Source organism: Microbacterium oleivorans (assembly GCF_001691565.1).
Lineage (GTDB): Bacteria > Actinomycetota > Actinomycetes > Actinomycetales > Microbacteriaceae > Microbacterium > Microbacterium oleivorans_B.
In genome coordinates this window covers 915,518-940,979 of sequence record NZ_MAYO01000003.1, presented here as the reverse complement: position 1 = coordinate 940,979, position 25,462 = coordinate 915,518, and the positions used below count along the sequence as shown (strand labels likewise).

Annotated in this window: 37 protein-coding genes; 36 read left to right on the top strand and 1 reads right to left on the bottom strand. The window is 67.0% G+C overall.

The annotated features are described in order from the left end of the window. The first annotated feature begins 40 nt into the window (after nucleotides 1-40). From BBA86_RS07320 to rplQ, 36 genes are all read left to right on the top strand, one after another. Nucleotides 41-1,354, top strand: coding sequence for a DUF5684 domain-containing protein (locus BBA86_RS07320; protein WP_065570951.1), 1,314 nt, complete (start codon nucleotides 41-43; stop codon nucleotides 1,352-1,354). Between the two features lie 305 nt (nucleotides 1,355-1,659). Beyond that, entirely contained in the window at nucleotides 1,660-2,028 is a 369-nt protein-coding gene (gene rpsL, locus BBA86_RS07315; protein ID WP_018171438.1) for a 30S ribosomal protein S12, read from the top strand. A 5-nt stretch (nucleotides 2,029-2,033) separates the two neighbouring features. After that, nucleotides 2,034-2,504, top strand: a complete 471-nt coding sequence (rpsG, locus tag BBA86_RS07310) for a 30S ribosomal protein S7 (protein ID WP_018187368.1) — start codon at nucleotides 2,034-2,036, stop codon at nucleotides 2,502-2,504. A 77-nt stretch (nucleotides 2,505-2,581) separates the two neighbouring features. After that, entirely contained in the window at nucleotides 2,582-4,696 is a 2,115-nt protein-coding gene (gene fusA, locus BBA86_RS07305; RefSeq protein WP_065570950.1) for an elongation factor G, read from the top strand. Between the two features lie 147 nt (nucleotides 4,697-4,843). After that, entirely contained in the window at nucleotides 4,844-6,034 is a 1,191-nt protein-coding gene (tuf, locus tag BBA86_RS07300) for an elongation factor Tu (protein ID WP_018187366.1), read from the top strand. A 144-nt stretch (nucleotides 6,035-6,178) separates the two neighbouring features. Then, nucleotides 6,179-6,394, top strand: coding sequence for an Rv0909 family putative TA system antitoxin (locus tag BBA86_RS07295; protein ID WP_065570949.1), 216 nt, complete (start codon nucleotides 6,179-6,181; stop codon nucleotides 6,392-6,394). Nucleotides 6,395-6,801: 407 nt separating this feature from the next. Next, complete coding sequence (rpsJ, locus tag BBA86_RS07290) at nucleotides 6,802-7,110, top strand: 30S ribosomal protein S10 (RefSeq protein WP_018171443.1); 309 nt, start codon at nucleotides 6,802-6,804, stop codon at nucleotides 7,108-7,110. Between the two features lie 11 nt (nucleotides 7,111-7,121). Next, nucleotides 7,122-7,781, top strand: a complete 660-nt coding sequence (gene rplC / locus BBA86_RS07285; RefSeq protein WP_065570948.1) for a 50S ribosomal protein L3 — start codon at nucleotides 7,122-7,124, stop codon at nucleotides 7,779-7,781. A 2-nt stretch (nucleotides 7,782-7,783) separates the two neighbouring features. Then, on the top strand, nucleotides 7,784-8,446 hold the full coding sequence (gene rplD, locus BBA86_RS07280) for a 50S ribosomal protein L4 (protein WP_065570947.1): 663 nt from the start codon (nucleotides 7,784-7,786) through the stop codon (nucleotides 8,444-8,446). Beyond that, on the top strand, nucleotides 8,443-8,742 hold the full coding sequence (rplW, locus tag BBA86_RS07275; RefSeq protein ID WP_064003330.1) for a 50S ribosomal protein L23: 300 nt from the start codon (nucleotides 8,443-8,445) through the stop codon (nucleotides 8,740-8,742). Before rplD ends, rplW begins: the two co-directional genes overlap by 4 nt. 24 nt (nucleotides 8,743-8,766) lie before the next feature. Continuing rightward, entirely contained in the window at nucleotides 8,767-9,606 is an 840-nt protein-coding gene (gene rplB, locus BBA86_RS07270) for a 50S ribosomal protein L2 (RefSeq protein WP_036309862.1), read from the top strand. Nucleotides 9,607-9,618: 12 nt separating this feature from the next. Beyond that, nucleotides 9,619-9,900, top strand: coding sequence for a 30S ribosomal protein S19 (gene rpsS / locus BBA86_RS07265; protein ID WP_018187348.1), 282 nt, complete (start codon nucleotides 9,619-9,621; stop codon nucleotides 9,898-9,900). Between the two features lie 40 nt (nucleotides 9,901-9,940). Further along, nucleotides 9,941-10,336 carry a 50S ribosomal protein L22 gene (rplV, locus tag BBA86_RS07260; RefSeq protein WP_065570946.1) on the top strand — a complete coding sequence of 132 codons (396 nt, stop codon included), beginning with the start codon at nucleotides 9,941-9,943 and terminating at the stop codon, nucleotides 10,334-10,336. Beyond that, nucleotides 10,336-11,091 (top strand): 30S ribosomal protein S3, encoded by a 756-nt coding sequence (rpsC, locus tag BBA86_RS07255; RefSeq protein ID WP_018187346.1) that lies wholly within the window; start codon nucleotides 10,336-10,338, stop codon nucleotides 11,089-11,091. Before rplV ends, rpsC begins: the two co-directional genes overlap by 1 nt. Next, the gene (rplP, locus tag BBA86_RS07250) at nucleotides 11,091-11,510 is read left to right on the top strand and encodes a 50S ribosomal protein L16 (RefSeq protein WP_065570945.1); all 420 of its coding nucleotides are present in this window, start codon (nucleotides 11,091-11,093) and stop codon (nucleotides 11,508-11,510) included. The genes rpsC and rplP overlap by 1 nt, the downstream gene beginning before the upstream one ends. Continuing rightward, a complete protein-coding gene (gene rpmC, locus BBA86_RS07245) occupies nucleotides 11,510-11,824 on the top strand; it encodes a 50S ribosomal protein L29 (RefSeq protein ID WP_018187344.1) in 315 nt (104 codons plus the stop codon). The genes rplP and rpmC overlap by 1 nt, the downstream gene beginning before the upstream one ends. Further along, complete coding sequence (gene rpsQ / locus BBA86_RS07240) at nucleotides 11,824-12,153, top strand: 30S ribosomal protein S17 (protein WP_018187343.1); 330 nt, start codon at nucleotides 11,824-11,826, stop codon at nucleotides 12,151-12,153. Before rpmC ends, rpsQ begins: the two co-directional genes overlap by 1 nt. 3 nt (nucleotides 12,154-12,156) lie before the next feature. Continuing rightward, complete coding sequence (gene rplN / locus BBA86_RS07235) at nucleotides 12,157-12,525, top strand: 50S ribosomal protein L14 (protein ID WP_064003326.1); 369 nt, start codon at nucleotides 12,157-12,159, stop codon at nucleotides 12,523-12,525. A gap of 2 nt (nucleotides 12,526-12,527) precedes the next feature. Beyond that, a complete protein-coding gene (rplX, locus tag BBA86_RS07230; RefSeq protein ID WP_065570944.1) occupies nucleotides 12,528-12,887 on the top strand; it encodes a 50S ribosomal protein L24 in 360 nt (119 codons plus the stop codon). Between the two features lie 2 nt (nucleotides 12,888-12,889). After that, the gene (rplE, locus tag BBA86_RS07225) at nucleotides 12,890-13,480 is read left to right on the top strand and encodes a 50S ribosomal protein L5 (protein ID WP_018187340.1); all 591 of its coding nucleotides are present in this window, start codon (nucleotides 12,890-12,892) and stop codon (nucleotides 13,478-13,480) included. Between the two features lie 134 nt (nucleotides 13,481-13,614). Further along, entirely contained in the window at nucleotides 13,615-14,013 is a 399-nt protein-coding gene (gene rpsH, locus BBA86_RS07220; protein WP_018187339.1) for a 30S ribosomal protein S8, read from the top strand. A 6-nt stretch (nucleotides 14,014-14,019) separates the two neighbouring features. Further along, nucleotides 14,020-14,556: a 50S ribosomal protein L6 gene (gene rplF / locus BBA86_RS07215; protein WP_065570943.1), complete on the top strand. Its 537-nt coding sequence runs from the start codon at nucleotides 14,020-14,022 to the stop codon at nucleotides 14,554-14,556. Nucleotides 14,557-14,558: 2 nt separating this feature from the next. Further along, a complete protein-coding gene (gene rplR / locus BBA86_RS07210; RefSeq protein WP_065570942.1) occupies nucleotides 14,559-14,918 on the top strand; it encodes a 50S ribosomal protein L18 in 360 nt (119 codons plus the stop codon). Continuing rightward, nucleotides 14,915-15,601, top strand: a complete 687-nt coding sequence (gene rpsE / locus BBA86_RS07205; protein ID WP_065570941.1) for a 30S ribosomal protein S5 — start codon at nucleotides 14,915-14,917, stop codon at nucleotides 15,599-15,601. Before rplR ends, rpsE begins: the two co-directional genes overlap by 4 nt. Beyond that, on the top strand, nucleotides 15,601-15,786 hold the full coding sequence (rpmD, locus tag BBA86_RS07200) for a 50S ribosomal protein L30 (RefSeq protein WP_020098644.1): 186 nt from the start codon (nucleotides 15,601-15,603) through the stop codon (nucleotides 15,784-15,786). Before rpsE ends, rpmD begins: the two co-directional genes overlap by 1 nt. Beyond that, nucleotides 15,786-16,346: a 50S ribosomal protein L15 gene (gene rplO / locus BBA86_RS07195; RefSeq protein ID WP_065570940.1), complete on the top strand. Its 561-nt coding sequence runs from the start codon at nucleotides 15,786-15,788 to the stop codon at nucleotides 16,344-16,346. Before rpmD ends, rplO begins: the two co-directional genes overlap by 1 nt. A 100-nt stretch (nucleotides 16,347-16,446) precedes the next feature. Beyond that, nucleotides 16,447-17,772: a preprotein translocase subunit SecY gene (gene secY / locus BBA86_RS07190; RefSeq protein ID WP_065570939.1), complete on the top strand. Its 1,326-nt coding sequence runs from the start codon at nucleotides 16,447-16,449 to the stop codon at nucleotides 17,770-17,772. Further along, nucleotides 17,769-18,362 carry an adenylate kinase gene (locus BBA86_RS07185; RefSeq protein ID WP_065570938.1) on the top strand — a complete coding sequence of 198 codons (594 nt, stop codon included), beginning with the start codon at nucleotides 17,769-17,771 and terminating at the stop codon, nucleotides 18,360-18,362. Before secY ends, BBA86_RS07185 begins: the two co-directional genes overlap by 4 nt. Next, a complete protein-coding gene (gene map, locus BBA86_RS07180) occupies nucleotides 18,362-19,195 on the top strand; it encodes a type I methionyl aminopeptidase (RefSeq protein ID WP_065570937.1) in 834 nt (277 codons plus the stop codon). Before BBA86_RS07185 ends, map begins: the two co-directional genes overlap by 1 nt. A gap of 12 nt (nucleotides 19,196-19,207) precedes the next feature. Then, a complete protein-coding gene (locus BBA86_RS07175) occupies nucleotides 19,208-19,885 on the top strand; it encodes a DsbA family protein (RefSeq protein WP_065570936.1) in 678 nt (225 codons plus the stop codon). 135 nt (nucleotides 19,886-20,020) lie between these two features. After that, entirely contained in the window at nucleotides 20,021-20,242 is a 222-nt protein-coding gene (gene infA / locus BBA86_RS07170; protein WP_017201569.1) for a translation initiation factor IF-1, read from the top strand. Between the two features lie 65 nt (nucleotides 20,243-20,307). Beyond that, the gene (gene rpmJ, locus BBA86_RS07165) at nucleotides 20,308-20,424 is read left to right on the top strand and encodes a 50S ribosomal protein L36 (protein ID WP_005050492.1); all 117 of its coding nucleotides are present in this window, start codon (nucleotides 20,308-20,310) and stop codon (nucleotides 20,422-20,424) included. A gap of 146 nt (nucleotides 20,425-20,570) precedes the next feature. Further along, the gene (gene rpsM, locus BBA86_RS07160) at nucleotides 20,571-20,945 is read left to right on the top strand and encodes a 30S ribosomal protein S13 (RefSeq protein ID WP_065570935.1); all 375 of its coding nucleotides are present in this window, start codon (nucleotides 20,571-20,573) and stop codon (nucleotides 20,943-20,945) included. A gap of 34 nt (nucleotides 20,946-20,979) precedes the next feature. Continuing rightward, nucleotides 20,980-21,378 carry a 30S ribosomal protein S11 gene (rpsK, locus tag BBA86_RS07155; protein ID WP_018171470.1) on the top strand — a complete coding sequence of 133 codons (399 nt, stop codon included), beginning with the start codon at nucleotides 20,980-20,982 and terminating at the stop codon, nucleotides 21,376-21,378. Between the two features lie 117 nt (nucleotides 21,379-21,495). Further along, nucleotides 21,496-22,485, top strand: coding sequence for a DNA-directed RNA polymerase subunit alpha (locus BBA86_RS07150; protein WP_018187328.1), 990 nt, complete (start codon nucleotides 21,496-21,498; stop codon nucleotides 22,483-22,485). Nucleotides 22,486-22,542: 57 nt separating this feature from the next. Continuing rightward, nucleotides 22,543-23,115 carry a 50S ribosomal protein L17 gene (rplQ, locus tag BBA86_RS07145; protein ID WP_065570934.1) on the top strand — a complete coding sequence of 191 codons (573 nt, stop codon included), beginning with the start codon at nucleotides 22,543-22,545 and terminating at the stop codon, nucleotides 23,113-23,115. A gap of 380 nt (nucleotides 23,116-23,495) precedes the next feature. Here rplQ and BBA86_RS07140 read toward each other — a convergent pair whose 3' ends face one another. Then, entirely contained in the window at nucleotides 23,496-25,436 is a 1,941-nt protein-coding gene (locus BBA86_RS07140) for an acyltransferase family protein (RefSeq protein ID WP_065570933.1), read from the bottom strand. Nucleotides 25,437-25,462: the final 26 nt, after the last annotated feature.

The window sequence follows — 25,462 nt, the reverse complement described above, 5'->3', positions numbered from 1 at the left end:
CCCGCCGCGCCGGAGCACCGGGCGCGCATAGGGTGGAGGGATGAACGGAGTCGACACCGGCGCGGCGATCGTCCTGGGTCTGCTGACCACGATCCTCGGCGTGGCCGTGTACGTCTGGGTCGCGTTGGCCCTCGCGGCAGCGTTCCGCAAGATGGGGGAGGAGTCCTGGCGCGCCTGGGTGCCGATCCTCAACATCGCCGTTCTCCTCCGCTGGGGTGGATTCTCCCCGTGGCTCGCGCTGCTCGCGCTCATCCCGGGCCCGGGGACCCTCGCGATCTGGATCCTCCTCGTCATCACCGTCCACCGGCTGAACCCCGGCTTCGGATACGGGGTCGGCATGACGGTGGTCGGTGCCCTGCTGTTCCCGGTCTGGGCCACGATCGTCGGCTTCGGCCCCGCGGAATGGCGGGGCGCGCGCCTCGCGCGCGAGCGTCGGCAGCCGGCCGCGCAGCCGAGCGCGTCCTACCCGCCGATCGGCACCCCGATGCCGGACTTCGGGGCCCCGATCCCGCCGCCGCCCTTCCCGGCTACGGCGGAGCCCGCGCCCCCGACTCCCCGAACGGGTGTGCCCGTGATGCCCTCGGAGCCGCCGGCATCCGTGGCCCCTCAGCCGTGGTCGCCCGAGCCGGGCGATGCGCCGGTGTCGGCGGTGCCGGTTGCCGAGCCCGTCCCGGCTCCCGAGGCCCCCGACCCGACCGCTCCGACGCCGACGGTCCGCTCCGAGGTCAGCCCGCCGGTCCGCGCCAGTGGCCCCGAGATCATCTCGTCGGTGCCGGGCCGCGACGACGCTCCGGTCACACGCCTTCGTCGCGCAGCGGCGAGCCCCGACCGCGACGAGCGCGACGTCTTCCCCGAGCTCACGGGAGAGGTCTCCGCCGTGTCCGGGTCGCCGGCCGCCGGCGCGCCGGTATCCGCCGCCTCGTCCGTCTCCGCCCAGGAGCGCCGGCGTGAGGAGGCGGCGACGCCGTCGTTCGATGACGACCTCGAACGCACCGTCGTCGTGCGGCGGGGGCACGCGCGCTGGGAGCTCGTCCTCCCCGACGCCTCGACGATGCCGTTGTCCGCCGACGTGGTCGTCCTCGGCCGCAACCCGGTCGCCGATCCGATGCGGCCGCGCGCGCAGCTGATCGCGGTCGTGGACGCGACCCGTACGGTCTCGAAGACGCACGCACGCCTCGAACGTCACGGCGACACGTGGCGGATCACCGATCTGGGGTCGACCAACGGCATCCTGCTGCCCAGTCCGCTCGGGGCGGACGTCGAGCTCCAGCCGGGGGAGGACGTCGAGGTCACGGGCAGGTTCCTGCTCGGCGACGCCGCCCTCCGACTGCACCGGGTGGATGCCGGTTCCTGACCGGCGGCGATCGTCACCTGAGCACTCGCGGTGAACACCGGCCTCGTTTGACCCGGGTTCGCGATCCCGCGTATCATTGAGCGGGTGTGCGCACACGCGCGCCATGCGACGTGCCTCGGTGCGACGCGGGCGAGGCGGACGCACACAGGGACAGGGCCTGCGAACAGGCCACCCCCACGGCATATCCATCATCCCGTTCGTCGCAGTCGCGGCAAGCCGATGGATCTGTGGTGAAACCACGAACGCTGTCACCGTGCAGCACCTGTGCGAGGCGAGAGCCGCGCGCAGATCGACAAGGAGAGAACGTGCCAACCATTCAGCAGTTGGTTCGCAAGGGTCGCTCGCCCAAGGTCTCGAAGACCAAGGCGCCCGCCCTGAAGGCGAACCCGCAGCAGGCGGGTGTCTGCACCCGCGTGTACACGACCACGCCCAAGAAGCCGAACTCGGCCATGCGCAAGGTCGCCCGTGTGAAGCTCCGCAACGGGACCGAGGTCACGGCCTACATCCCCGGTGAGGGACACAACCTGCAGGAGCACTCGCTCGTGCTCGTCCGTGGTGGTCGTGTGAAGGACCTCCCCGGTGTGCGTTACAAGATCGTCCGCGGCGCCCTGGACACCCAGGCCGTCAAGAACCGTAAGCAGGCTCGCAGCCGCTACGGCGCCAAGAAGGGTTGAGTTAGATGCCTCGCAAGGGACCCGCACCCCGCCGCGTCGTCGTCAACGACCCGGTCTACGGTGCTCCGATCGTCACCCAGCTGGTGAACAAGATCCTCGTCGATGGCAAGAAGTCCATCGCCGAGGCCATCGTCTACAACGCCCTCAAGGGCGTCGAGGCGAAGAACGGCCAGGACGCCGTCGCGACGCTCAAGAAGGCGCTCGACAACGTCCGCCCCACCCTCGAGGTCAAGAGCCGCCGCGTCGGTGGCTCGACCTACCAGGTTCCCGTCGAGGTCAAGCCGCACCGCGCGAACACGCTCGCGCTGCGCTGGCTCGTCTCGTACGCGAAGGGTCGCCGTGAGAAGACCATGACCGAGCGTCTCCAGAACGAGATCCTGGATGCCTCGAACGGCCTCGGTGCCGCGGTGAAGCGCCGCGAGGACACCCACAAGATGGCCGAGTCGAACCGCGCCTTCGCGCACTACCGCTGGTAATCAGCACCTCGGTGACCGGCCGGGCAACCCCCGGCCGGTCACCCCGCGACATCCGTCACTACACGTAAGGACACCCCGTGGCACAAGAAGTGCTCACCGACCTCAACAAGGTCCGCAACATCGGCATCATGGCGCACATCGATGCCGGCAAGACGACGACGACCGAGCGCATCCTCTTCTACACGGGTGTCAACCACAAGCTGGGCGAGACCCACGACGGCGCCTCGACCACCGACTGGATGGAGCAGGAGAAGGAGCGCGGCATCACGATCACGTCTGCCGCCGTGACCTGCTTCTGGAACAAGAACCAGATCAACATCATCGACACCCCCGGTCACGTGGACTTCACGGTCGAGGTGGAGCGCTCGCTCCGCGTCCTCGACGGTGCCGTCGCCGTCTTCGACGGCAAGGAGGGCGTCGAGCCCCAGTCCGAGACCGTGTGGCGTCAGGCCGACAAGTACGACGTCCCCCGTATCTGCTTCGTCAACAAGATGGACAAGCTCGGTGCGGACTTCTACTTCACCGTCGACACCATCATCAAGCGCCTCGGCGCCAAGCCGCTCGTGCTGCAGCTCCCGATCGGTGCCGAGAACGACTTCGTCGGCGTCATCGACCTCGTCGAGATGCGCGCGCTGGTGTGGCCCGGTGACTCCAAGGGTGACGTCACCATGGGCGCCAAGTACGAGGTCCAGGAGATCCCCGCGGACCTCAAGGACCGCGCTGACGAGTACCGTCAGAAGCTCCTCGAGACCGTCGCCGAGTCCGACGACGAGCTCCTCGAGAAGTTCTTCGGCGGCGAAGAGCTGACCCTGGCCGAGATCAAGGGCGCCATCCGCAAGATGACCGTCGCCGGCGAGCTCTACCCCGTGCTCTGCGGCTCCGCGTTCAAGAACCGCGGTGTTCAGCCGATGCTCGACGCGGTCGTCGACTACCTCCCGTCGCCCCTCGACGTGCCCGCCATCGAGGCGCACGACCCGAAGGACGAGGAGAAGGTCATCGAGCGTCACCCCGACGCCAACGACCCGTTCGCCGCGCTGGCCTTCAAGGTCGCCGTGCACCCGTTCTTCGGTCGCCTGACCTACATCCGCGTCTACTCGGGTCAGCTCGACTCGGGTGCGCAGGTCATCAACTCGACCAAGGGCAAGAAGGAGCGCATCGGGAAGATCTTCCAGATGCACGCCAACAAGGAGAACCCGGTCGACGCGGTCACCGCGGGCAACATCTACGCCGTCATCGGTCTGAAGGACACCACCACCGGTGACACCCTCGCCGACCCGGCCGAGCCCGTCGTCCTTGAGTCGATGACGTTCCCCGAGCCCGTCATCGAGGTCGCCATCGAGCCGAAGACCAAGGCCGACCAGGAGAAGCTGGGCATCGCGATCCAGAAGCTCGCCGAAGAGGACCCGACGTTCCGCACCGAGCTCAACCCCGAGACCGGCCAGACCGTCATCAAGGGCATGGGCGAGCTGCACCTCGACATCCTCGTGGACCGCATGAAGCGCGAGTTCCGCGTCGAGGCGAACGTCGGCAAGCCGCAGGTCGCGTACCGCGAGACGATCAAGAAGACCGTCGAGCGTCACGACTACACCCACAAGAAGCAGACCGGTGGTTCGGGTCAGTTCGCGAAGATCCAGTTCGCCCTCGAGCCCCTCGAGGTCACTCCGGACAAGATCTACGAGTTCGAGAACAAGGTCACCGGTGGCCGCATCCCGCGCGAGTACATCGAGCCCACCAACCAGGGCTTCCAGGACGCCATGCAGGTCGGCGTGCTCGCCGGCTTCCCCATGGTGGGTGTCAAGGCGATCCTGACCGATGGTGCGTCGCACGACGTCGACTCGTCCGAGATGGCGTTCAAGATCGCCGGCTCGATGGGCTTCAAGGAGGCCGTCCGCAAGGCGAACCCCGTTCTCCTCGAGCCGCTCATGGCGGTCGAGGTCCGTACTCCCGAGGAGTACATGGGCGACGTCATCGGCGACCTGAACTCGCGCCGTGGCCAGATCCAGTCCATGGAGGACGGTGCGGGCATCAAGATCGTCCGCGCCCTCGTCCCCCTGTCGGAGATGTTCGGCTACATCGGTGACCTGCGCTCGAAGACCTCGGGCCGTGCGGTCTACGCGATGGAGTTCGACAGCTACTCCGAGGTCCCGCGCGCGGTGGCCGACGAGATCGTCCAGAAGACCAAGGGCGAGTAACACCCGCTCTTCGGATGCCGGGGGCCCGGCCCTCGGCATCCGCCCAAACTGAATATCGTCACGTCAACTACACTGACAACATCCCCGTAGAAACCCGGTCGCAATCCAGCGCCCGGATGACTACACGACAGTCCTGAGGAGGACCCAGTGGCCAAGGCCAAGTTCGAGCGGACCAAGCCGCACGTCAACATCGGAACGATCGGTCACGTCGACCACGGCAAGACCACGCTCACCGCTGCCATCTCGAAGGTGCTCGCCGACAAGTTCCCGTCGGCCACCAACGTGCAGCGTGACTTCGCGTCGATCGACTCCGCTCCCGAAGAGCGCCAGCGTGGTATCACGATCAACATCTCGCACGTCGAGTACGAGACCCCGAAGCGTCACTACGCGCACGTCGACGCGCCCGGTCACGCTGACTACATCAAGAACATGATCACCGGTGCTGCCCAGATGGACGGCGCGATCCTCGTGGTCGCCGCCACCGACGGCCCGATGGCTCAGACGCGTGAGCACGTCCTGCTCGCCAAGCAGGTCGGCGTGCCGTACCTGATGGTCGCGCTGAACAAGGCCGACATGGTCGACGACGAGGAGATCCTGGAGCTCGTCGAGCTCGAGGTCTCCGAGCTCCTCGCCTCGCAGGGCTTCGCCGAGGACGCTCCGGTCGTCCGCGTCTCGGGCCTCAAGGCGCTCGAGGGCGACGAGAAGTGGGTCCAGTCGATCCTCGACCTCATGGAGGCCGCGGACGAGAACATCCCCGACCCCGTGCGTGACAAGGACAAGCCCTTCCTCATGCCGATCGAGGACGTCTTCACGATCACCGGTCGTGGAACGGTCGTCACCGGTCGCGCCGAGCGTGGCACCCTCGCCATCAACTCCGAGGTCGAGATCGTCGGCATCCGCCCGACGCAGAAGACCACGGTCACGGGTATCGAGATGTTCCACAAGCAGCTCGACGAGGCCTGGGCCGGCGAGAACTGTGGTCTGCTCCTCCGTGGTCTCAAGCGCGACGACGTCGAGCGTGGCCAGGTCGTCGTGAAGCCGGGTTCGGTTACGCCGCACACCAACTTCGAGGGCACTGCCTACATCCTCTCGAAGGAGGAGGGTGGCCGTCACAACCCCTTCTACACGAACTACCGCCCGCAGTTCTACTTCCGTACCACGGACGTGACCGGCGTCATCTCGCTGCCCGAGGGCACCGAGATGGTCATGCCCGGTGACACCACGGACATGACGGTGGAGCTCATCCAGCCCATCGCCATGGAAGACGGCCTCGGCTTCGCGATCCGTGAGGGTGGCCGCACCGTCGGCGCCGGCACGGTGACCAAGATCATCAAGTAAGTCCTTTCGGACTCACCGACAAGGGGTCGGGCCTTCGGGCCCGGCCCCTTCGTCGTTCCCGCAAGGGGTGCCGCGCTCATGGCCCCCGATTAGACTGACGGCGCCGCGGCACCTGCGCGGGCATCGACGGAGATGAGGAAGAGCATGGGAATCGACGACATCGTGGGCAAGGGGAAGCAGTTCCTCGAGCAGCACAAGGACGAGATCGAGAAGAACCTGAAGTCCGAGAAGGCCGAGGACGTCAGCGACAAGGTCCTCGATGCGGCGGCCGACTTCGTGAAGAAGGTCGCCCCCGACTCCGTCGACGCCAAGGTCGACGAGGTCCGCGACAACGTGGATCGGCGTATCGGCAACGAGTGACCTCGAACGAGGAGGGGTCGGATGCCGCGGCATCCGACCCCTTTTCGGTGGTTCGGGGGAGACTACCCCGACGCGCGACACGCCCGGGTTTGCGACACGCCCGACCGGCACGTAGACTGTACAGGTTCCACATTCTTGCGCTTCGCGCGGGATCACTGCCAGGGCAGTGCATAGGCGAGAAGCCTAGGCCGCGGGCAGCAGAACACCACATCCCCACACCCCGCTCCGGAGACGGATTCGTTCGCATGCGTGCGCGGGGACGGGATGCCGCAGGTCGCCCTGCGGAATGACATCAGAACAGCGGTGCCGATCACCTCGCCTTCGGGTGGGGAGAAGTGCCCGGCGCGTAAGCGCCCCGTGCGTCCAATGCCCTCGAGGTACGACGCGAGAAAGAGAGTGAGCAGACAATGGCGGGACAGAAGATCCGCATTCGCCTGAAGTCGTATGACCACGAGGTCATCGACTCGTCGGCACGCAAAATCGTCGACACCGTGACCCGTGCGGGCGCGACGGTCGTGGGCCCGGTGCCCCTTCCGACCGAGAAGAACGTGATCGCCGTGATCCGTTCGCCGCACAAGTACAAGGACAGCCGCGAGCACTTCGAGATGCGCACCCACAAGCGCCTCATCGACATCATCGACCCGACGCCCAAGGCCGTCGACTCGCTGATGCGCCTCGACCTCCCGGCCGACGTCAACATCGAGATCAAGCTCTGAGGTCGATCATCATGGCTGACATCAACTCCAAGGTTTCCAAGGGCCTGCTGGGCACCAAGCTCGGCATGACCCAGGTCTGGGACGAGAACGGCAAGGTCGTTCCCGTCACCGTCATCGAAGTCGCCCCCAACGTGGTGACGCAGGTGCGCACGCCCGAGCGCGACGGCTACAACGCCGTTCAGATCGCTTACGGCCAGATCGACCCCCGCAAGGTCAACAAGCCCCAGTCGGCTCACTTCGAGGCTGCTGGTGTGACCCCGCGTCGTCACCTCACCGAGGTGCGCACGGCGGATGCCTCTGACTACTCACTCGGTCAGGAGCTCACCGTCGACGCCACCTTCGAGGCCGGCCAGCTGGTCGACGTCGTCGGCACCAGCAAGGGCAAGGGCTTCGCCGGTGTCATGAAGCGTCACAACTTCAAGGGCGTCTCGGCTTCGCACGGTGCGCACCGCAACCACCGCAAGCCCGGCTCGATCGGCGCATCGTCGACCCCGAGCCGCGTCTTCAAGGGCATGCGCATGGCCGGCCGTATGGGTGGCGAGCGCGTGACCGTCCTCAACCTCACGGTGCACGCCGTCGACGCCGAGAAGGGTCTGCTGCTCGTCAAGGGCGCCGTCCCCGGTGCTCGTGGCCGCATCGTCTACGTCCGCAACGCAGTGAAGGGTGCCTGATCATGGCTGACTCGACTCTCGCGCTCGACGTCGTGAAGGCAGACGGCAACAAGGCCGGCTCCGTGGAGCTGCCCGCCGCACTGTTCGACGTCAAGACGAACATCCCCCTCATCCACCAGGTCGTCGTCGCGCAGCTCGCGGCGGCTCGCCAGGGAACCCACTCGACCAAGCGTCGCGGTGAGGTCTCCGGTGCCGGCCGCAAGCCCTTCAAGCAGAAGGGCACGGGTAACGCTCGTCAGGGCTCGATCCGCGCGCCGCACATGACCGGTGGTGGCATCGTCCACGGACCGAAGCCGCGCAACTACTCGCAGCGCACCCCCAAGAAGATGGTCGCCGCCGCCCTGCTGGGCGCGCTCAGCGACCGGGCACGCGGTGGCCGTCTGCACGTTGTCGACTCGTTCGGCATCGAAGGCGCTCCCTCGACGAAGGCCGCTGTCGCGGTCCTCGGCCAGCTCGCGCCGACCAAGAACGTCATGGTCGTCATCACCCGTGATGACGAGCTGACCGTCAAGAGCGTCCGCAACCTCGCGTACGTCCACGTTCTGACGTTCGACCAGCTCAACGCCTACGACGTGCTCGTCTCCGACGACATCGTCTTCACCAAGGCCGCCTGCGACGCGTTCGTCGCTGCGAAGGCCGGCTCCACCGAGGAGGTCTCGGCATGACCGCCGTCAACAAGGACCCGCGCGACATCATCCTGAAGCCGGTCGTCTCCGAGAAGAGCTACGGGCTCATCGACGAGGGCAAGTACACGTTCCTCGTGGACCCGCGCGCCACCAAGACCGAGATCAAGCTCGCCATCGAGAAGATCTTCGGTGTCAAGGTCGCGTCGGTGAACACGCTCAACCGCCCGGGCAAGTCCCGCCGCACCCGTTTCGGCACCGGTAAGCGCAAGGACACCAAGCGCGCCATCGTGAGCCTGAAGTCGGGCACCATCGACATCTTCACGGCCGTCGGCTGACAGCTGGGATAGAGGACTAGAGACATGGCTATTCGCAAGTACAAGCCCACGACCCCCGGTCGTCGCGGTTCGTCGGTCGCCGACTTCGCTGAGATCACGCGATCGACGCCCGAGAAGTCGCTCCTTCGCCCGCTGGCGAAGACCGGTGGTCGCAACAACCAGGGCCGCATCACGACCCGTCACATCGGTGGTGGCCACAAGCGCCAGTACCGCGTCATCGACTTCCGTCGTAATGACAAGGACGGCATCAACGCCAAGGTCGCTCACATCGAGTACGACCCCAACCGCACCGCGCGCATCGCGCTGCTGCACTACTTCGACGGTGAGAAGCGCTACATCCTCGCCCCGAACAAGCTGTCGCAGGGTGACATCGTCGAGTCGGGTGCAGGCGCTGACATCAAGCCCGGCAACAACCTGCCGCTGCGCAACATCCCCACCGGTACCGTGATCCACGCCATCGAGCTCCGCCCCGGCGGCGGCGCGAAGATGGCGCGTTCCGCCGGTGCGTCCGTCCGCCTCGTGGCGAAGGACGGCCCGTACGCGCAGCTGCGTCTGCCCTCGGGTGAGATCCGCAACGTCGACGCGCGCTGCCGCGCGACGATCGGCGAGGTCGGCAACGCCGAGCAGTCCAACATCAACTGGGGTAAGGCCGGCCGTAACCGCTGGAAGGGCATCCGCCCGACCGTGCGTGGTGTCGCGATGAACCCGGTGGACCACCCGCACGGTGGTGGTGAGGGTAAGACCTCCGGTGGACGTCACCCCGTCACTCCTTGGGGCCAGGCCGAGGGTCGTACCCGGCACCCCAACAAGGAAAGCGACAAGTTGATCGTTCGCCGTCGCAACGCCGGCAAGAAGCGGAAGTAGGAGTAGAGGAAGATGCCTCGCAGCCTTAAGAAGGGCCCCTTCGTCGACGAGCACCTGCTTCGCAAGGTCGTCTCGCAGAACGAAGCCGGTACCAAGAACGTCATCAAGACCTGGTCGCGCCGTTCGATGATCATCCCGGCCATGCTGGGTCACACCATCGCGGTGCACGACGGACGCAAGCACATCCCCGTGTTCGTGTCCGAGACCATGGTCGGTCACAAGCTGGGCGAGTTCGCGCCCACCCGCACCTTCCGCGGCCACGAGAAGGACGACAAGAAGGGTCGTCGCCGCTAACGCGGTGGCGCTCTCAAAGAGAGGAAGAGGAGGAGTAGTAATGGTGGAATCCATCGCACGCGTGAAGCACATCCGCGTGACCCCTCAGAAGGCTCGTCGTGTCGTCGCGCTCATCAAGGGCAAGCAGGCTCAGGAGGCTCTCGCCATCCTGAAGTTCGCTCCCCAGGGTGCCAGCGAGCCCATCTACAAGCTCGTGGCCTCCGCGGTCGCGAATGCTCGTGTGAAGGCCGACAAGGACAACGAGTTCCTGGACGACCAGGATCTGTACGTGAAGAACGCCTACGTGGACGAGGGCACGACGCTCAAGCGTTTCCAGCCCCGCGCCCAGGGTCGCGCGTTCCAGATCAAGAAGCGCACCAGCCACATCACCGTGGTGCTCTCGACCCCCGAGGTCGCGGACACTGCAGCGGCTGACACCAAGAAGGCGAGCAAGTAATGGGACAGAAGGTCAACCCGTACGGCTTCCGCCTCGGCATCACCACCGACCACGTGTCGCGCTGGTTCTCGGACTCCACCAAGCCCGGGCAGCGTTACGCCGACTACGTGGCCGAGGACGTCAAGATCCGTCGTCTCCTGACGACGTCGCTCGACCGTGCCGGCGTGAGCAACATCGAGATCGAGCGCACGCGTGACCGCGTCCGCGTCGACATCCACACCGCCCGTCCGGGCATCGTGATCGGCCGCCGCGGCGCCGAGGCCGAGCGCATCCGTGCCGACCTCGAGAAGCTCACGGGCAAGCAGATCCAGCTGAACATCCTCGAGGTCAAGAACCCCGAGGCCGACGCTCAGCTGGTCGCCCAGGGCATCGCCGAGCAGCTCTCCGCCCGTGTGGCTTTCCGTCGCGCGATGCGCAAGGGTCTGCAGGGTGCGCAGCGCGCCGGTGCCAAGGGTGTCCGCATCCAGGTCTCCGGCCGTCTCGGCGGCGCCGAGATGAGCCGGTCGGAGTTCTACCGCGAAGGCCGTGTGCCCCTGCACACGCTCCGCGCGAACATCGACTACGGCTTCTACGAGGCCAAGACCACCTTCGGCCGCATCGGCGTGAAGGTCTGGATCTACAAGGGCGACCTCACCAACAAGGAGCTCGCTCGCGAGCAGGCCAACGCGCCGAAGTCACGTCGTGACGACCGCGGTGGCGACCGTCGTCGTGGCCCCCGCAACGAGGCCCCCGTCGCAGAAGGAGCGTCTGCCTGATGCTTATTCCCCGCAAGGTCAAGTACCGCAAGCAGCACCACCCCAAGCGTGACGGGGCCGCCACCGGCGGCACGACGGTCAGCTTCGGTGAGTTCGGCATCCAGGCGCTGACCCCCGCGTATGTGACGAACCGTCAGATCGAGTCCGCTCGTATCGCCATGACGCGTCACATCAAGCGCGGTGGAAAGGTGTGGATCAACATCTACCCCGACCGTCCCCTCACCAAGAAGCCGGCCGAAACCCGCATGGGTTCCGGTAAGGGTTCGCCGGAGTGGTGGGTCGCCAACGTCAAGCCGGGTCGCGTCCTCTTCGAGGTCGCGGGCGTCAACGAGGAACTCGCTCGTGAGGCCCTGACCCGTGCCATTCACAAGCTGCCGCTCAAGGCACGCATCATCAAGCGCGAGGAGGGCGACGCGTAATGGCTGTCGGCACCAAGACGCTCGCCCCGAGCGAGCTGGACACGTTCGAAGACCAGCGCCTCGTGGAGGAGCTGCGCAAGGCCAAGGAAGAGCTGTTCAACCTGCGCTTCCAGTCGGCCACCGGCCAGCTCGAGAGCCACGGCCGCATCCGTGCGGTCAAGCGCGACATCGCGCGGCTCTACACCGTCATCCGTGAGCGGGAGCTCGGCATCCGTGCCACCCCCGCCCCGGTCGAGACGGCCACCAAGGCGAAGAAGAGCAAGGCCAAGAAGGCGGACGAGTCCGCTGAGGCCGCGAAGGAAGAGGCCGAGTGATGGCTAAGAAGGATGCCGCCGAGGCGACCGTGGCCGCTGGTCACGAGTCGTCCGAGCACGACGTCCGCGACGTCAACGCCCGTGGGTACCGCAAGGCCCGCCGTGGCTACGTCGTCAGCGACAAGATGGACAAGACGATCGTCGTCGAGGTCGAGGACCGCGTTAAGCACCCCCTCTACGGCAAGGTCATCCGCCGCACGTCCAAGGTGAAGGCTCACGACGAGCAGAACTCCGCGGGCATCGGCGACCTCGTCCTCATCAACGAGACCCGTCCGCTCAGCGCCACCAAGCGCTGGCGCCTGGTCGAGATTCTCGAGAAGGCGAAGTAAGCAATGATCCAGAACGAGTCTCGCCTCAAGGTCGCCGACAACACCGGCGCCAAGGAACTCCTCACGATCCGCGTTCTCGGTGGCTCCAACCGCCGTTACGCGGGTGTGGGTGATGTCATCGTGGCGACCGTCAAGGACGCGATCCCGGGCGGCAACGTCAAGAAGGGCGATGTGGTCAAGGCCGTCATCGTCCGCACCGTCAAGTCGACCCGTCGTCCCGACGGTTCGTACATCAAGTTCGACGAGAACGCCGCCGTCATCCTGAAGAACGACGGGGAGCCCCGCGGCACCCGCATCTTCGGCCCGGTCGGCCGTGAGCTTCGCGACAAGAAGTTCATGAAGATCGTCTCGCTGGCACCGGAGGTCATCTGATCATGGCGCACATCAAGAAGGGTGACCTGGTTCAGGTCATCAGCGGCCGCAAGCAGGACAAGGGCGGCGACCGCGGCAAGCAGGGCGAGGTCCTCGAGGTCCTCGTCGAGCAGAACCGCGTCGTCGTGCAGGGCGTGAACTACGTCACGAAGCACACCCGCGTCGGCCAGTCGCAGCGCGGCACCAAGACGGGCGGCATCGAGACGATGGAAGCCCCGATCCACATCTCCAACGTGGCGCTGGTCGACCCGTCGACCAAGAAGCCGACTCGTGTCGGCCACCGCGTCGAGGAGCGGACCAAGGACGGCGTCAAGCGCACCGTCCGCGTCCGTTACGCCAAGAAGAGCGGCAAGGACCTCTGAACATGAGCAACGCAACTGCCGCGGCGGCTGGCAAGATCCAGCCCCGCCTGAAGCAGAAGTACCAGAGCGAGATCAAGAAGGCTCTGCAGGAAGAGTTCGGCTACGCGAACGTCATGCAGATCCCCGGTCTCGTCAAGGTCGTCGTCAACACCGGTGTCGGTGAGGCTGCGCGCGACAGCAAGGTGATCGATGGTGCGGTCGACGACCTCACCAAGATCACCGGCCAGAAGCCCGTCGTCACCAAGGCCCGTAAGTCGATCGCGCAGTTCAAGCTGCGTGAGGGCCAGGCCATCGGTGCCCACGTCACTCTCCGGGGTGACCGTGCGTGGGAGTTCGTCGACCGCCTCGTGAACCTGGCGCTGCCCCGCATCCGCGACTTCCGCGGACTGTCGGCTGCCCAGTTCGACGGCAACGGCAACTACACCTTCGGTCTCCAGGAGCAGTCCGTGTTCCACGAGATCAACCAGGACAAGATCGACCGCGTCCGCGGTTTCGACATCACCATCGTGACGACGGCGAAGACGGATGACGAGGGTCGGGCGCTGCTGAAGCACCTCGGCTTCCCGTTCAAGTCGGCCGACGCTCAGGCGTGATCCGATAAGATCGATCGTTCGGCCTCGGGGCGTGCTCCGGGGCCGAACGACTGCACAACTGAATATCGCTCATTCATAGAAGGTCGGCTGTCGTGTAACGGCAGTCGAAACCTCATGACTAAAGGAACACACTTATGACGATGACAGACCCGGTCGCAGACATGCTGACCCGTCTGCGCAACGCGAACTCCGCGCATCACGACTCCGTCGCGCTGCCGAGCTCGAAGCTCAAGACGCACATCGCCGAGATCCTCCAGCAGGAGGGCTACATCTCCGGCTGGGAGGTCTCCGACGCTCGTGTCGGCCAGACCCTCACGCTCACCCTCAAGTACGGCCCGAACCGCGAGCGGTCGATCGCCGGAATCAAGCGCGTCTCGAAGCCCGGCCTCCGCGTGTACGCGAAGTCGAACGAGCTTCCCAAGGTCCTCGGTGGCCTCGGTGTCGCGATCCTGTCCACCTCCTCTGGCCTCCTCACGGACCGCCAGGCCGAGCAGAAGGGCGTCGGCGGGGAAGTCCTCGCCTACGTGTGGTGATCTGACATGTCGCGTATTGGACGTCTTCCCATCGACATCCCCGCCGGCGTGACCGTTTCGGTCTCCGGCCAGGACGTCGCCGTCAAGGGCCCCAAGGGTGAGCTGAACCTCACCGTTGCACAGCCCATCGAGGTCAAGGTCGAGGAGAACCAGGTTCTGGTCTCCCGCCCCGACGACGAGCGCGAGTCGCGTGCTCTCCACGGGCTCACCCGCACCCTCATCAACAACAACATCATCGGCGTGACCCAGGGCTACACCAAGGGCCTCGAGGTCGTCGGCACCGGTTACCGCGTCGCTCAGAAGGGCACGGCGGTCGAGTTCGCTCTCGGCTTCTCGCACCCCGTCCTGGTCGAGGCCCCCGCGGGCATCACGCTCACCGTCGAGGGCAACAACAAGGTGACCGTCGCCGGTATCTCGAAGCAGGCCGTCGGCGAGGCAGCTGCCAACATCCGCAAGATCCGCAAGCCCGAGCCGTACAAGGGCAAGGGTGTGCGGTACGCGGGCGAGGTCGTTCGCCGCAAGGCCGGAAAGAGTGGTAAGTAACCATGGCTCTCAAGTCGAAGTCCGACGCACGTTCGCGTCGTCACGCCCGTCTTCGCAAGAAGATCGTGGGCACCGAGGTGCGTCCGCGTCTCGTTGTGACCCGCTCCGCCCGTCACGTCTTCGTTCAGCTCGTCGACGACAGCAAGGGCACCACGCTGGCTTCCGCCTCGACCCTCGAGTCGGGCCTGCGCACGTTCGAGGGTGACAAGACCGCCAAGGCCCGCAAGGTCGGCGAACTCGTTGCTGAGCGTGCCAAGGCGGCCGGCATCGAGACGGTCGTGTTCGACCGCGGCGGTAACCGCTACGCGGGCCGCGTCGCTGCGATCGCCGATGGCGCTCGCGAAGGAGGTCTGAACCTGTGACCGAGAACAAGGAGAACGAAGTGACCGCGACCGAGCAGCCCGCTGCGGCTGCGGCTACGGCCGAGGCGCCCGCCGAGCGTGAGCGCGAGCCGCGCCGCGGTGGCCGCGAGCGCAGCCAGACCCGCGACCGCAACTCGCGCGACCGCGGCGATAACCAGTTCCTGGAGCGCGTCGTCACGATCAACCGCGTGTCGAAGGTCGTCAAGGGTGGTCGTCGCTTCAGCTTCACGGCGCTCGTCGTCGTGGGTGACGGCAACGGTCTCGTGGGCGTCGGCTACGGCAAGGCGCGTGAGGTCCCCCTCGCCATCTCGAAGGGTGTCGAAGAGGCCAAGCGCAACTTCTTCCGCGTGCCCCGCGTCGGCTCGAGCATCCCGCACCCCGTCCAGGGTGAGGCTGCTGCCGGTGTCGTGCTGCTTCGTCCGGCCGCTGCCGGTACCGGTGTCATCGCCGGTGGTCCGGTCCGCGCCGTCCTCGAGTGCGCCGGCATCCACGACGTGCTCTCGAAGTCGCTGGGTTCGTCGAACACGATCAACATCGTGCACGCGACCGTCGCGGCGCTGAAGTCGCTCGAGGAGCCGCGCGCCGTCGCCGCTCGTCGTGGTCTCGACTTCGACCAGGTCGCGCCCGCGCGTCTGGTCCGTGCCGAGGCTGACGCTGCCAAGGCTGCAAAGGTGGGTGCATGATGGCTGCTCGTCTGAAGGTGACCCAGGTCAAGTCCAAGGTGAGCGAAAAGCAGAACCAGCGTGACACGCTGCGTTCGCTCGGTCTGAAGCGGATCAACGACTCGGTCGTTCGTCCGGATGACGCGCAGACGCGCGGCTACATCAAGACCGTCGCGCACCTCGTGAAGGTTGAGGAGATCGACTGATGGCTGAGAAGAAGGACGAGACGGTCGAGACCGTCGAGCCCAAGGCCAAGAAGCCGGCAACCCGGAAGGCTGCGGCCAAGCCCGCCGCCGACAAGGCTGCCCCGAAGAAGGATGCGGCGCGCCCCGGCGTGCTGAAGGTCCACCACCTGCGTCCGGTCCCCGGTGCCAACGTCGCGAAGACCCGTGTCGGTCGCGGTGAGGGCTCGAAGGGTAAGACGTCGGGCCGCGGTACCAAGGGTACGAAGGCTCGTTACCAGGTCAAGGTGGGCTTCGAGGGTGGGCAGATGCCCCTCCACATGCGTACGCCGAAGCTGCGCGGGTTCAAGAACCCGTTCCGCGTCGAGTACCAGGTGGTCAACCTCGACAAGCTCGCGGAGCTGTACCCCAATGGTGGCGACGTCACCATCACGGATCTGGTCGCCAAGGGCGCCGTCCGCAAGAACGAGAAGGTCAAGGTGCTCGGCACCGGCGACATCTCGGTCGCGCTGACGGTCTCCGTCGACAAGGTCTCGGGATCGGCCGAGCAGAAGATCGTCGCCGCTGGCGGTTCGATCAAGTAATCACGTGCCAGGGGCCGGAGGGTAACCTCCGGCCCCTGTTGCCGTATGTTGGAATGCGGCGCGCCCCGACGCGCCCGGCATCCCACTGGAGGAAATCCCTTTGTTCAGCGCTATCGCGCGGGTCTTCCGCACTCCGGATCTGCGTCGGAAGATCGGCTTCACGCTCGGCATCATCGCCATCTACCGATTCGGTGCGCACATCCCCGCTCCGTTCGTCGACTTCCCGAACGTGAAGACCTGCCTGGACCAGTCCGGGTCCACCGAGGGGCTCCTCTCGCTCGTCAACCTGTTCTCGGGTGGCGCGCTGCTGCAGCTGTCGATCTTCGCCCTCGGCGTCATGCCGTACATCACGGGCACGATCATCGTCCAGCTCCTGCGCGTCGTGATCCCTCACTTCGAGACGCTGTACAAGGAGGGCCAGGCCGGTCAGGCCAAGCTCACCCAGTACACCCGCTACCTGACGATCGCGCTCGCGCTGCTGCAGTCGACCACTCTCGTCACCGTGGCTCGCTCGGGTCAGCTCTTCGGCATCACCGGCGTCCCCGAGTGCCAGCAGCTCCTCACCGACGAGGCCTGGTGGGCGCAGCTCCTCATGATCGTGACGCTGACCGCCGGTACCGGCCTCATCATGTGGATGGCCGAGCTCGTGACCGAGCGCGGCATCGGCAACGGCATGTCGCTCCTGATCTTCACCTCGATCGCCGCGACCTTCCCCTCCGCGCTGTGGAGCATCGCCGTCGCCCGCAGCTTCGAGATCTTCCTCCTCGTGCTCGCCGTCGGCGTCGCGACCGTCGCTCTCGTCGTCTTCGTCGAGCAGTCGCAGCGGCGCGTGCCGGTCCAGTACGCCAAGCGCATGGTCGGCCGTCGCACCCTCGGCGGCAGCAACACGTACATCCCGATCAAGGTGAACATGGCCGGTGTCGTGCCCGTCATCTTCGCGTCGTCGCTGCTGTACATCCCGGCCCTCATCGCGCAGTTCAACGCGAACCCGTCCGCCGACGGCAGCGTCCCCGGCTGGGTCTCGTGGATCCAGGCGAACTTCGTGAACGGCGACCACCCGCTCTACATGGCGGTGTACTTCCTGCTCATCATCGGCTTCACCTACTTCTACGTCGCGATCACGTTCAACCCGGTCGAGGTCGCCGACAACATGAAGAAGTACGGCGGGTTCATCCCCGGCATCCGTGCGGGGCGTCCCACGGCCGAGTACCTGGACTACGTCCTCACTCGCATCACGCTGCCGGGTTCGATCTACCTGGGTCTCATCGCCCTGCTTCCGCTCATCGCCCTGGCGACGGTCGGTGCCAACCAGAACTTCCCGTTCGGCGGCGCATCGATCCTCATCATCGTCGGTGTCGGTCTCGAGACCGTGAAGCAGATCGACGCCCAGCTCCAGCAGCGCCACTACGAAGGACTCCTCCGATGACGCAGACCCCCGCCCGCCTCCTGATCATCGGCCCGCAAGGTTCGGGCAAGGGGACGCAGGGGGCCCGGATCGCCGACCATCTCGGCATCCCGACCATCTCCACCGGAGACGTCTTCCGCGCGAACGTGAAGGACGGCACCGAACTGGGGCTCAAGGTGAAGGCGCTCATCGACGCCGGCGACCTCGTCCCCGACGCCCTGACCAGCGAGATCGTCCGCGATCGGCTGTCGCAGGAGGATGCCGCGCACGGCTTCCTCCTCGATGGCTACCCGCGCAACCTGAGCCAGGTGGGCGACCTCGACGCGTTCCTCGACGGACGCGGCGAGCCCCTCACGGCGGTCATCGAGCTGTCCGTTCCCCGCGACGAGTCGATCTCCCGCCTCTCCCGTCGCGCTGCCGAGCAGGGCCGCGCCGACGATAACGAGGAGTCGATCGCGAAGCGGCTGTCGATCTACGAGTCGGAGACCGCACCGATCCTCGACGTGTACCGCGACCGCGGCATCGTCGACGAGGTCGACGGTGTCGGCTCGCTCGACGAGATCACCGAGCGGATCACCGCAGCCCTCGCGGGCCGCGGCATCACCGCCTGATGGTGTTCCGTCGATCGATCTACAAGACTCCCGCGCAGCTTCGCGCGATGGTGGAGCCGGGGCTGATCACCGCCGCCGCGCTCGACGCCGTGCGTCCGGCCGTCCGCGCCGGTGTGACGACGGCCGAGCTGGATGCGATCGCCGAGGCGACGATCCTCGCTCGCGGCGCGGAATCGAACTTCCAGCTCGTTCGCGGCTATCAGCACAGCACCTGCATCTCGGTGAACCAGGAGGTCGTGCACGGCATCCCGGGTGACCGGGTTCTGGAGCCGGGAGACATCGTCTCGATCGACTGCGGTGCGCAGTTCGAGGGGTGGAACGGCGATTCCGCCATCACGATCGTGATTCCCGACCCGGACCGTCCCGAGCTCGTCGAACGGCGCCGGCGTCTGTCCGACGTGACGGAGGGATCACTGTGGGCCGGTATCGCCGCGCTCGCCTCCGCCGCGCGCGTCGGCGAGATCGGCGACGCCGTGCAGACCTACATCGAGTCGTCGGGGGAGGACTACGGCATCCTCCGCGATTACGTCGGTCACGGGATCGGCCGCAAGATGCACGAGGGTCCGACGATCTTCAACTACCGCGTCGCGGACCTGGGGCCCGAGGTGCGTCCCGGCCTGTGCGTCGCCATCGAGCCGATGATCGTCGGCGGCGACGAGGCCACCCTGGTCGAAGACGACGACTGGACGGTCAGCACCGTCGACGGCGAGGACGGCTCCCATTGGGAACATAGTGTCGCCGTGCACGATGGAGGTATCTGGGTGCTCACCGCGCCCGACGGGGGCGCCTCGGGTCTCGCACGATTCGGCGTCACCCCGACCCCCATTTCTTGAGAGGACACGCACATGGCGACGGCCGCGCGCAAAACGAACTGGTTCGCGATCTGGGTCAGTGCGGGGGTGGTCGCCGTCCTCGTCGGCGTCATCGCCGTCGTCGCCGTCCTGAACACGCGCGCGACCGACCCCGGCCCGGTGCCCTCCTCGAGCGGTATCGACAAGCAGACCGGCGCGGTCACCTTCGGTGACGGACCCGACAAGGTCGCGACCTACGTCGACTTCATGTGCCCCTACTGCGGACAGTTCGAAGACGCTGAAGGCAAGACGATCGCCGGCCTGGTCGACGACGGCAGCATCACGCTCGAGGTTCACCCCGTGACCATCCTCGACCGCCTGTCGCAGGGGTCGGAGTACTCGAGCCGTGCGGCATCCGCCTTCTACGCCGTCGCCGAGGCGGATCCCGCCAACGCGTACGCCTTCTTCCGTGCGCTCTACGACAAGCAGCCCAAGGAGCAGACGCCCGGTCTCACCGACGACGAGCTCATCCAGCTCGCGAAGGACTCCGGCGTGAAGATGACCGCGAAGCTCGAGAAGGCGATCACGGACGGCGAGTACAAGTCCTTCGCCCAGTCGCAGCAGCTGCCCGAGGGAGCGACAGGCACGCCCACGCTCATGGTCAACGGCCAGGTCGTCCCCGTCACGTACGACCCCGAGAAGGACATCGTCGCGAACCTCACCTCGCGCTGACGCGCGACGCGCCCGAGTGGCGGGGGGCTCCGATATCACGTACACTAAATCTTTGGTGCGTTGCGCCTGTTTCGGCGTGTCACCACACATCCCACTCACCGCAGACCGACCGGTCTGCCAACTGTAAGCGAGCGTATGGCCAAGAAAGACGGTGTCATCGAGATCGAGGGCGTGATCTCCGAGGCTTTGCCGAACGCGATGTTCCGCGTCGAGCTCAGCAACGGTCACAAGGTCCTGGCCACGATCTCCGGAAAGATGCGGCAGAACTACATCCGCATCATCCCCGAGGACCGTGTGGTCGTGGAGCTGTCGCCCTACGACCTGACCCGCGGCCGCATCGTCTACCGGTACCGCTAGACCGGTCGAGAAGTAACGCCTCGCTCCTCCCGGAGCGTCGGCGAAGACAGCGAATCAGGAACATCATGAAGGTCAACCCCTCCGTCAAGCCCATCTGCGACCACTGCAAGGTCATCCGCCGCCACGGTCGCGTCATGGTCATCTGCAAGTCGAACCCGCGTCACAAGCAGCGCCAGGGCTGATGGGATGCCGCGCCCCGCGCGGCTCGCAGGCTCACAACTGAACACATCTCGGCAGGATCAGAACCCGCTCAGCGGGGGACACCTCGGGTCGGAGGCCCGGGCACCGGTCCTGCTCCACACCTCCACTTACTCCTAGGAGACATCGCATGGCACGTCTTGCCGGCGTTGACATCCCGCGCGATAAGCGCGTGGTGATCGCCCTCACCTACATCTACGGCATCGGCCGTACCCGCTCCGTCGAGATCCTCAGCGCGACCGGTATCGACGAGTCGATCCGCGTCAAGGACCTCAGCGACGAGCAGCTGGTTGCTCTCCGCGACCACATCGAAGGCACCTACAAGGTGGAGGGTGACCTCCGCCGCGAGGTCGCCGCTGACATCCGCCGCAAGGTCGAGATCGGCTCGTACGAGGGCATCCGCCACCGTCGCGGCCTGCCTGTGCGCGGCCAGCGCACGAAGACCAACGCGCGTACCCGCAAGGGTCCCAAGCGCACCGTCGCCGGCAAGAAGAAGGCGCGCTAAAGCGCCGCCGCCACAGGTTTAGGAGAACACTCACATGGCACAGGCCAAGTCCGCTGCGCGCAAGCCGCGCCGCAAGGAGAAGAAGAACATCGCGCTGGGCCAGGCCCACATCAAGTCGACGTTCAACAACACGATCGTTTCGATCACCGACCCCTCGGGTGCGGTCATCAGCTGGGCCTCCTCGGGTGGCGTCGGCTTCAAGGGCTCGCGCAAGTCGACCCCGTACGCCGCCGGCATGGCCGCCGAGTCCGCTGCGCGTCAGGCGCAGGAGCACGGCGTCAAGAAGGTCGACGTCTTCGTCAAGGGCCCCGGCTCGGGTCGCGAGACCGCGATCCGTTCGCTGACCGCCGCCGGCCTCGAGGTCGGTTCGATCCAGGACGTGACGCCCCAGGCCCACAACGGCTGCCGTCCCCCGAAGCGCCGCCGCGTCTGATCCTCGACGGATGCCGGGGGTTGCGACGCGTGTCGCGCCCCGGCATCCCGGACACAACTCAACACTTCACCAACTGCACGTGTCATATAGCGGTCACGTGACTGAAAGGAACACATAGTGCTTATTGCACAGCGTCCCACTCTGACCGAGGAGAAGGTCGGCGACTTCCGTAGCCGATTCGTCATCGAGCCCCTCGAGCCCGGCTTCGGCTACACGATCGGCAACGCCCTGCGTCGCAGCCTGCTGTCGTCGATCCCCGGTGCCGCGGTCACCAGCATCCGCATCGACGGTGTGCTGCACGAGTTCAGCACCGTCCCGGGTGTGAAGGAAGATGTCACCGAGATCATCCTGAACATCAAGCAGCTCGTGGTGTCGAGCGAGCGCGACGAGCCCATCACGGCGTACCTGCGCAAGACGGGCGCCGGCGAGGTCACGGCCGCGGACATCTCCGCCCCGGCGGGTGTCGAGGTCCACAACCCCGACCTGGTCATCGCGACGCTCAACGACTCGGCGAAGTTCGAGCTCGAGCTGACGATCGAGCGCGGCCGCGGCTACGTCTCGGCCACGCAGAACCGCAACGAGTACGCCGAGGCCGGTCAGATCCCGATCGACTCGATCTACTCGCCCGTCCTCAAGGTCAGCTACCGTGTCGACGCCACCCGTGCCGGGGAGCGCACCGACTTCGACAAGCTCGTCCTGGACGTCGAGACCAAGTCGTCGATCAGCCCCCGCGACGCCGTCGCATCGGCCGGTCGCACGCTGGTGGAGCTGTTCGGTCTCGCCCGAGAGCTGAACGTCGAGGCCGAGGGCATCGAGATCGGCCCCGCGCCGGTCGCCGAGGTCCTGACCAACGAGCTCTCGATGCCCATCGAGGACCTCGACCTGTCGGTTCGGTCGTACAACTGCCTCAAGCGCGAGGGCATCAACACGGTGTCCGAGCTCGTCGCCCTCTCGGAGACGCAGCTCATGAACATCCGCAACTTCGGTCAGAAGTCGGTCGACGAGGTCAAGGACAAGCTTGTCTCGCTCGGTCTGTCGCTGAAGGACTCGGTCCCCGGGTTCGACGGCTCGCACTTCTACGGCGGCTACGACGACGAGACCGTCTGATCGGATCTCGGTTCGCCGGGTCCTTTTGACTGACTTTCATTCCCAGGAGTAATTGACATGCCCAAGCCCACGAAGGGTGCCCGCCTCGGAGGCGGCCCCGCCCACGAGCGTCTGATGCTGGCGAACCTCGCCGCTTCGCTGTTCACGCACAAGTCGATCACCACGACCGAGACCAAGGCCAAGCGCCTGCGTCCGTTCGCCGAGCGCCTGGTGACCTTCGCCAAGCGCGGTGACCTGCACGCCCGCCGCCGCGTCCTCTCGGTCATCGGCGACAAGAGCGTCGTGCACGAGCTGTTCGCTGAGATCGCCCCCCTGGTCGCCGAGCGTGAGGGTGGTTACACCCGCATCACGAAGGTCGGCAACCGCAAGGGCGACAACGCGCCCATGGCCGTGATCGAGCTCGTCCTCGAGCCCGTCACCCCGAAGGCGAAGTCCGCCAAGAAGGCTGCTCCGGCCGCTGCCGCTCCGGCTGCCGCCGAGGAGCCCGCGGTCGAGGAGACCGAGGTCGAGACGCCCGCTGAGGACGCCGCCGACGCCGGTGCCGAGTCGCCCGAAGAGGGCGCCGCTGCCGAAGCCACCGCCGAGGACGCCGTCGCGTCCGAGGACGAGAAGGCCGACGAGGCCAAGTAAGGCTCCCTCCCCGGAGGGAATCCGAGGGCCCGCCCCCGTTTCGGGGCGGGCCCTTTCTCGTACCCCGGCTACGTGTGTGCGCGTGCCGCGCGCGTCCTCGCGGCGCGTGCCGCGCCCCGCGTCCGCCCGCCGCCCGTCCCCGGCCGCCCGTCCCCGCGTCCGGATCATGCGATCTCGACGAGAACATACGTCGCGAACCGTGCGCAGCGTGTGTCCTCGACGAGAGCACATGATGTGGGCCCAGGGGTGTCGACCCGGTGGTGTCCGCCCGCAGGTCTGGGCCCAGGGGTCTCGACTCGATGGTCTCGACCCGGTGGGCATCGGCCCGAAGGTATCGACCCGGAGGTGTCGGCCCGGGAACGCCGGCACCGCGGCCGGGGTCAGGGGGTGCGGGCGAAGGTGTCGCCGACGGCCCACTGGGCGAGCTCGACGCGGTACTCGAGCTGGGCGCGACTGTTCTCGACCTCGTCGATCGCGTCGCCGACGGCGTCGGCGTAGAGCCTGCCTCCGGCGGCGCCGGGATGGATGCCGTCGCCCGCCAGCAGGTCTTCGTGACCCGATACCGCGCCCGACCAGTCGGCGATCGTGACGCCCGGCACGCGGTCGGCGAAGGCGTGGAGCTCGTCGTTCACCCCCGGGATCCAGTCGCGCGACGCATGGGCCGTCACGAGCACGAGCGTGCGCCTCGGCCCGACGTCCTTCTTGAGCTGCGCGAGATCATCGGGGTCGATCGGCCCGTTGGTGCCGAGGCCCACGACGACGTAGTCGCGCAGCTGGCCCCGTGCCGCGAGTCCGTCGACGATGCTCACTCCGGCGCTCATCGAGCGCGACACCTTCGCGTCGATGTCGACCCCCGGCATCCGATCGATCAGTCCGCCTGCGGAGGCGAGCATGACCGAGTCGCCCACGGCGGTCACGCGGGCGCCGGCGACGCGTGCCGGAGCCGGGGGAGCGGGCCGGCCGTCGGGCGCCGTGCAGAGCCCGCCGTCGTCGGCGAGGTTGGCGCTCGGGCATTCGGGGCGCATCGGCGGATCGTCGCTGCGGAGGGCCGCTCCGGGCAGGGTGGCGTGGTCGGAACCGCGCGGACCTGCGCCGAGCGCCGCCGCTCCGTTCTCGACGACGGCTTCGCTCGAGGCCATGCTCGGCGCATCGGCGACGGCGGCAGTGGTCCCGGCCACGACGAGAGCTCCCGCGGCGAGGGCCGTGGTCGCGGTGAGGCGACGGGCAGGACCGCCTCGGAAGGCACGCCCGACGGTGCGTACGGCGGCGCGGAAGCCGAGCCGCCGTACGGGCTGCTCGATGAAGCGGTACGAGATCTCGGCGGCCAGCAGCGTCAGGATCAGGGTGGCCGCCGCGACCTCGACGGGCACGGCGACGTCGGGGGAGGCACCCGTCGTCGCGACGGTGAGGAGCACGACGAGGGGCCAGTGCCACAGGTAGATGCCGAACGACCGTTCCCCGACCCACCGCAGCGGCGCGACGTCGAGCACGCGCCCGAGCCAGGACCCCGGGCGGACGGCTGCGGCGATGGCGGTGACGGTGAGGACGGATGCCGCGAGCAGCAGACCCGGGAACGTCTCCGCACCGCGCCCCGGCGTCACGAAGGCCAGCGCGACGACCGCCGCGAGACCGAGCCCGCCGATCGTCGCCGGCACGCCCCGCGACCGCTCGGCCGGACGGATGAACGCCAGCGCGACGCCGAGCAGCAGGCCGAACGCGTGCGTGTCGGTGCCGTAGTACACGCGCGTCGGGTCCGCGCCGACGAGCAGCACCGCGGTGAGGACGGATGCCGCGGCCAGCGCGACGGCGACGATCACGCGCCCCCGGCGCAGCCGCAGCACGAGGGGGAGCAGGAGGGGCCACAGCAGGTAGAACTGCTCCTCGACGGCGAGCGACCAGAGGTTCCGCAGGAGTTCGGGCGCGGAGGAGTCGAGTCCGCCGAAGTAGGACGATCCGGCGGCGACCGCGACCCAGTTGTACGCGAAGGTTGCGGCGCCGGCCAGTTGCGATCCGAGGCCCACCAGCACGTCGCCGCCGACCATCCACGCGAGGGACGCGCTGACCAGGACCACCGCGCCGATCGCCGGGAGCAGACGGCGCGCGCGTCGCCGCCAGAACTCGAGCAGCCGGATCCGGCCGTGCTCCTCGTGCTCGCGCATCAGCAGGGTGGTGATCAGGAACCCGGAGATCACGAAGAACACGTCGACGCCGAGGAACCCCGCCGGCAGCGCGGGGAACAGGTGGTAGACGACGACGAGCAGGACGGCGATGGCACGGAGACCGTCGAGTCCTGGCAGGCGCGCGGGAGCGGTTCGGGGCATGGCTGAGGCAGTCGTCGAGGAGGGGT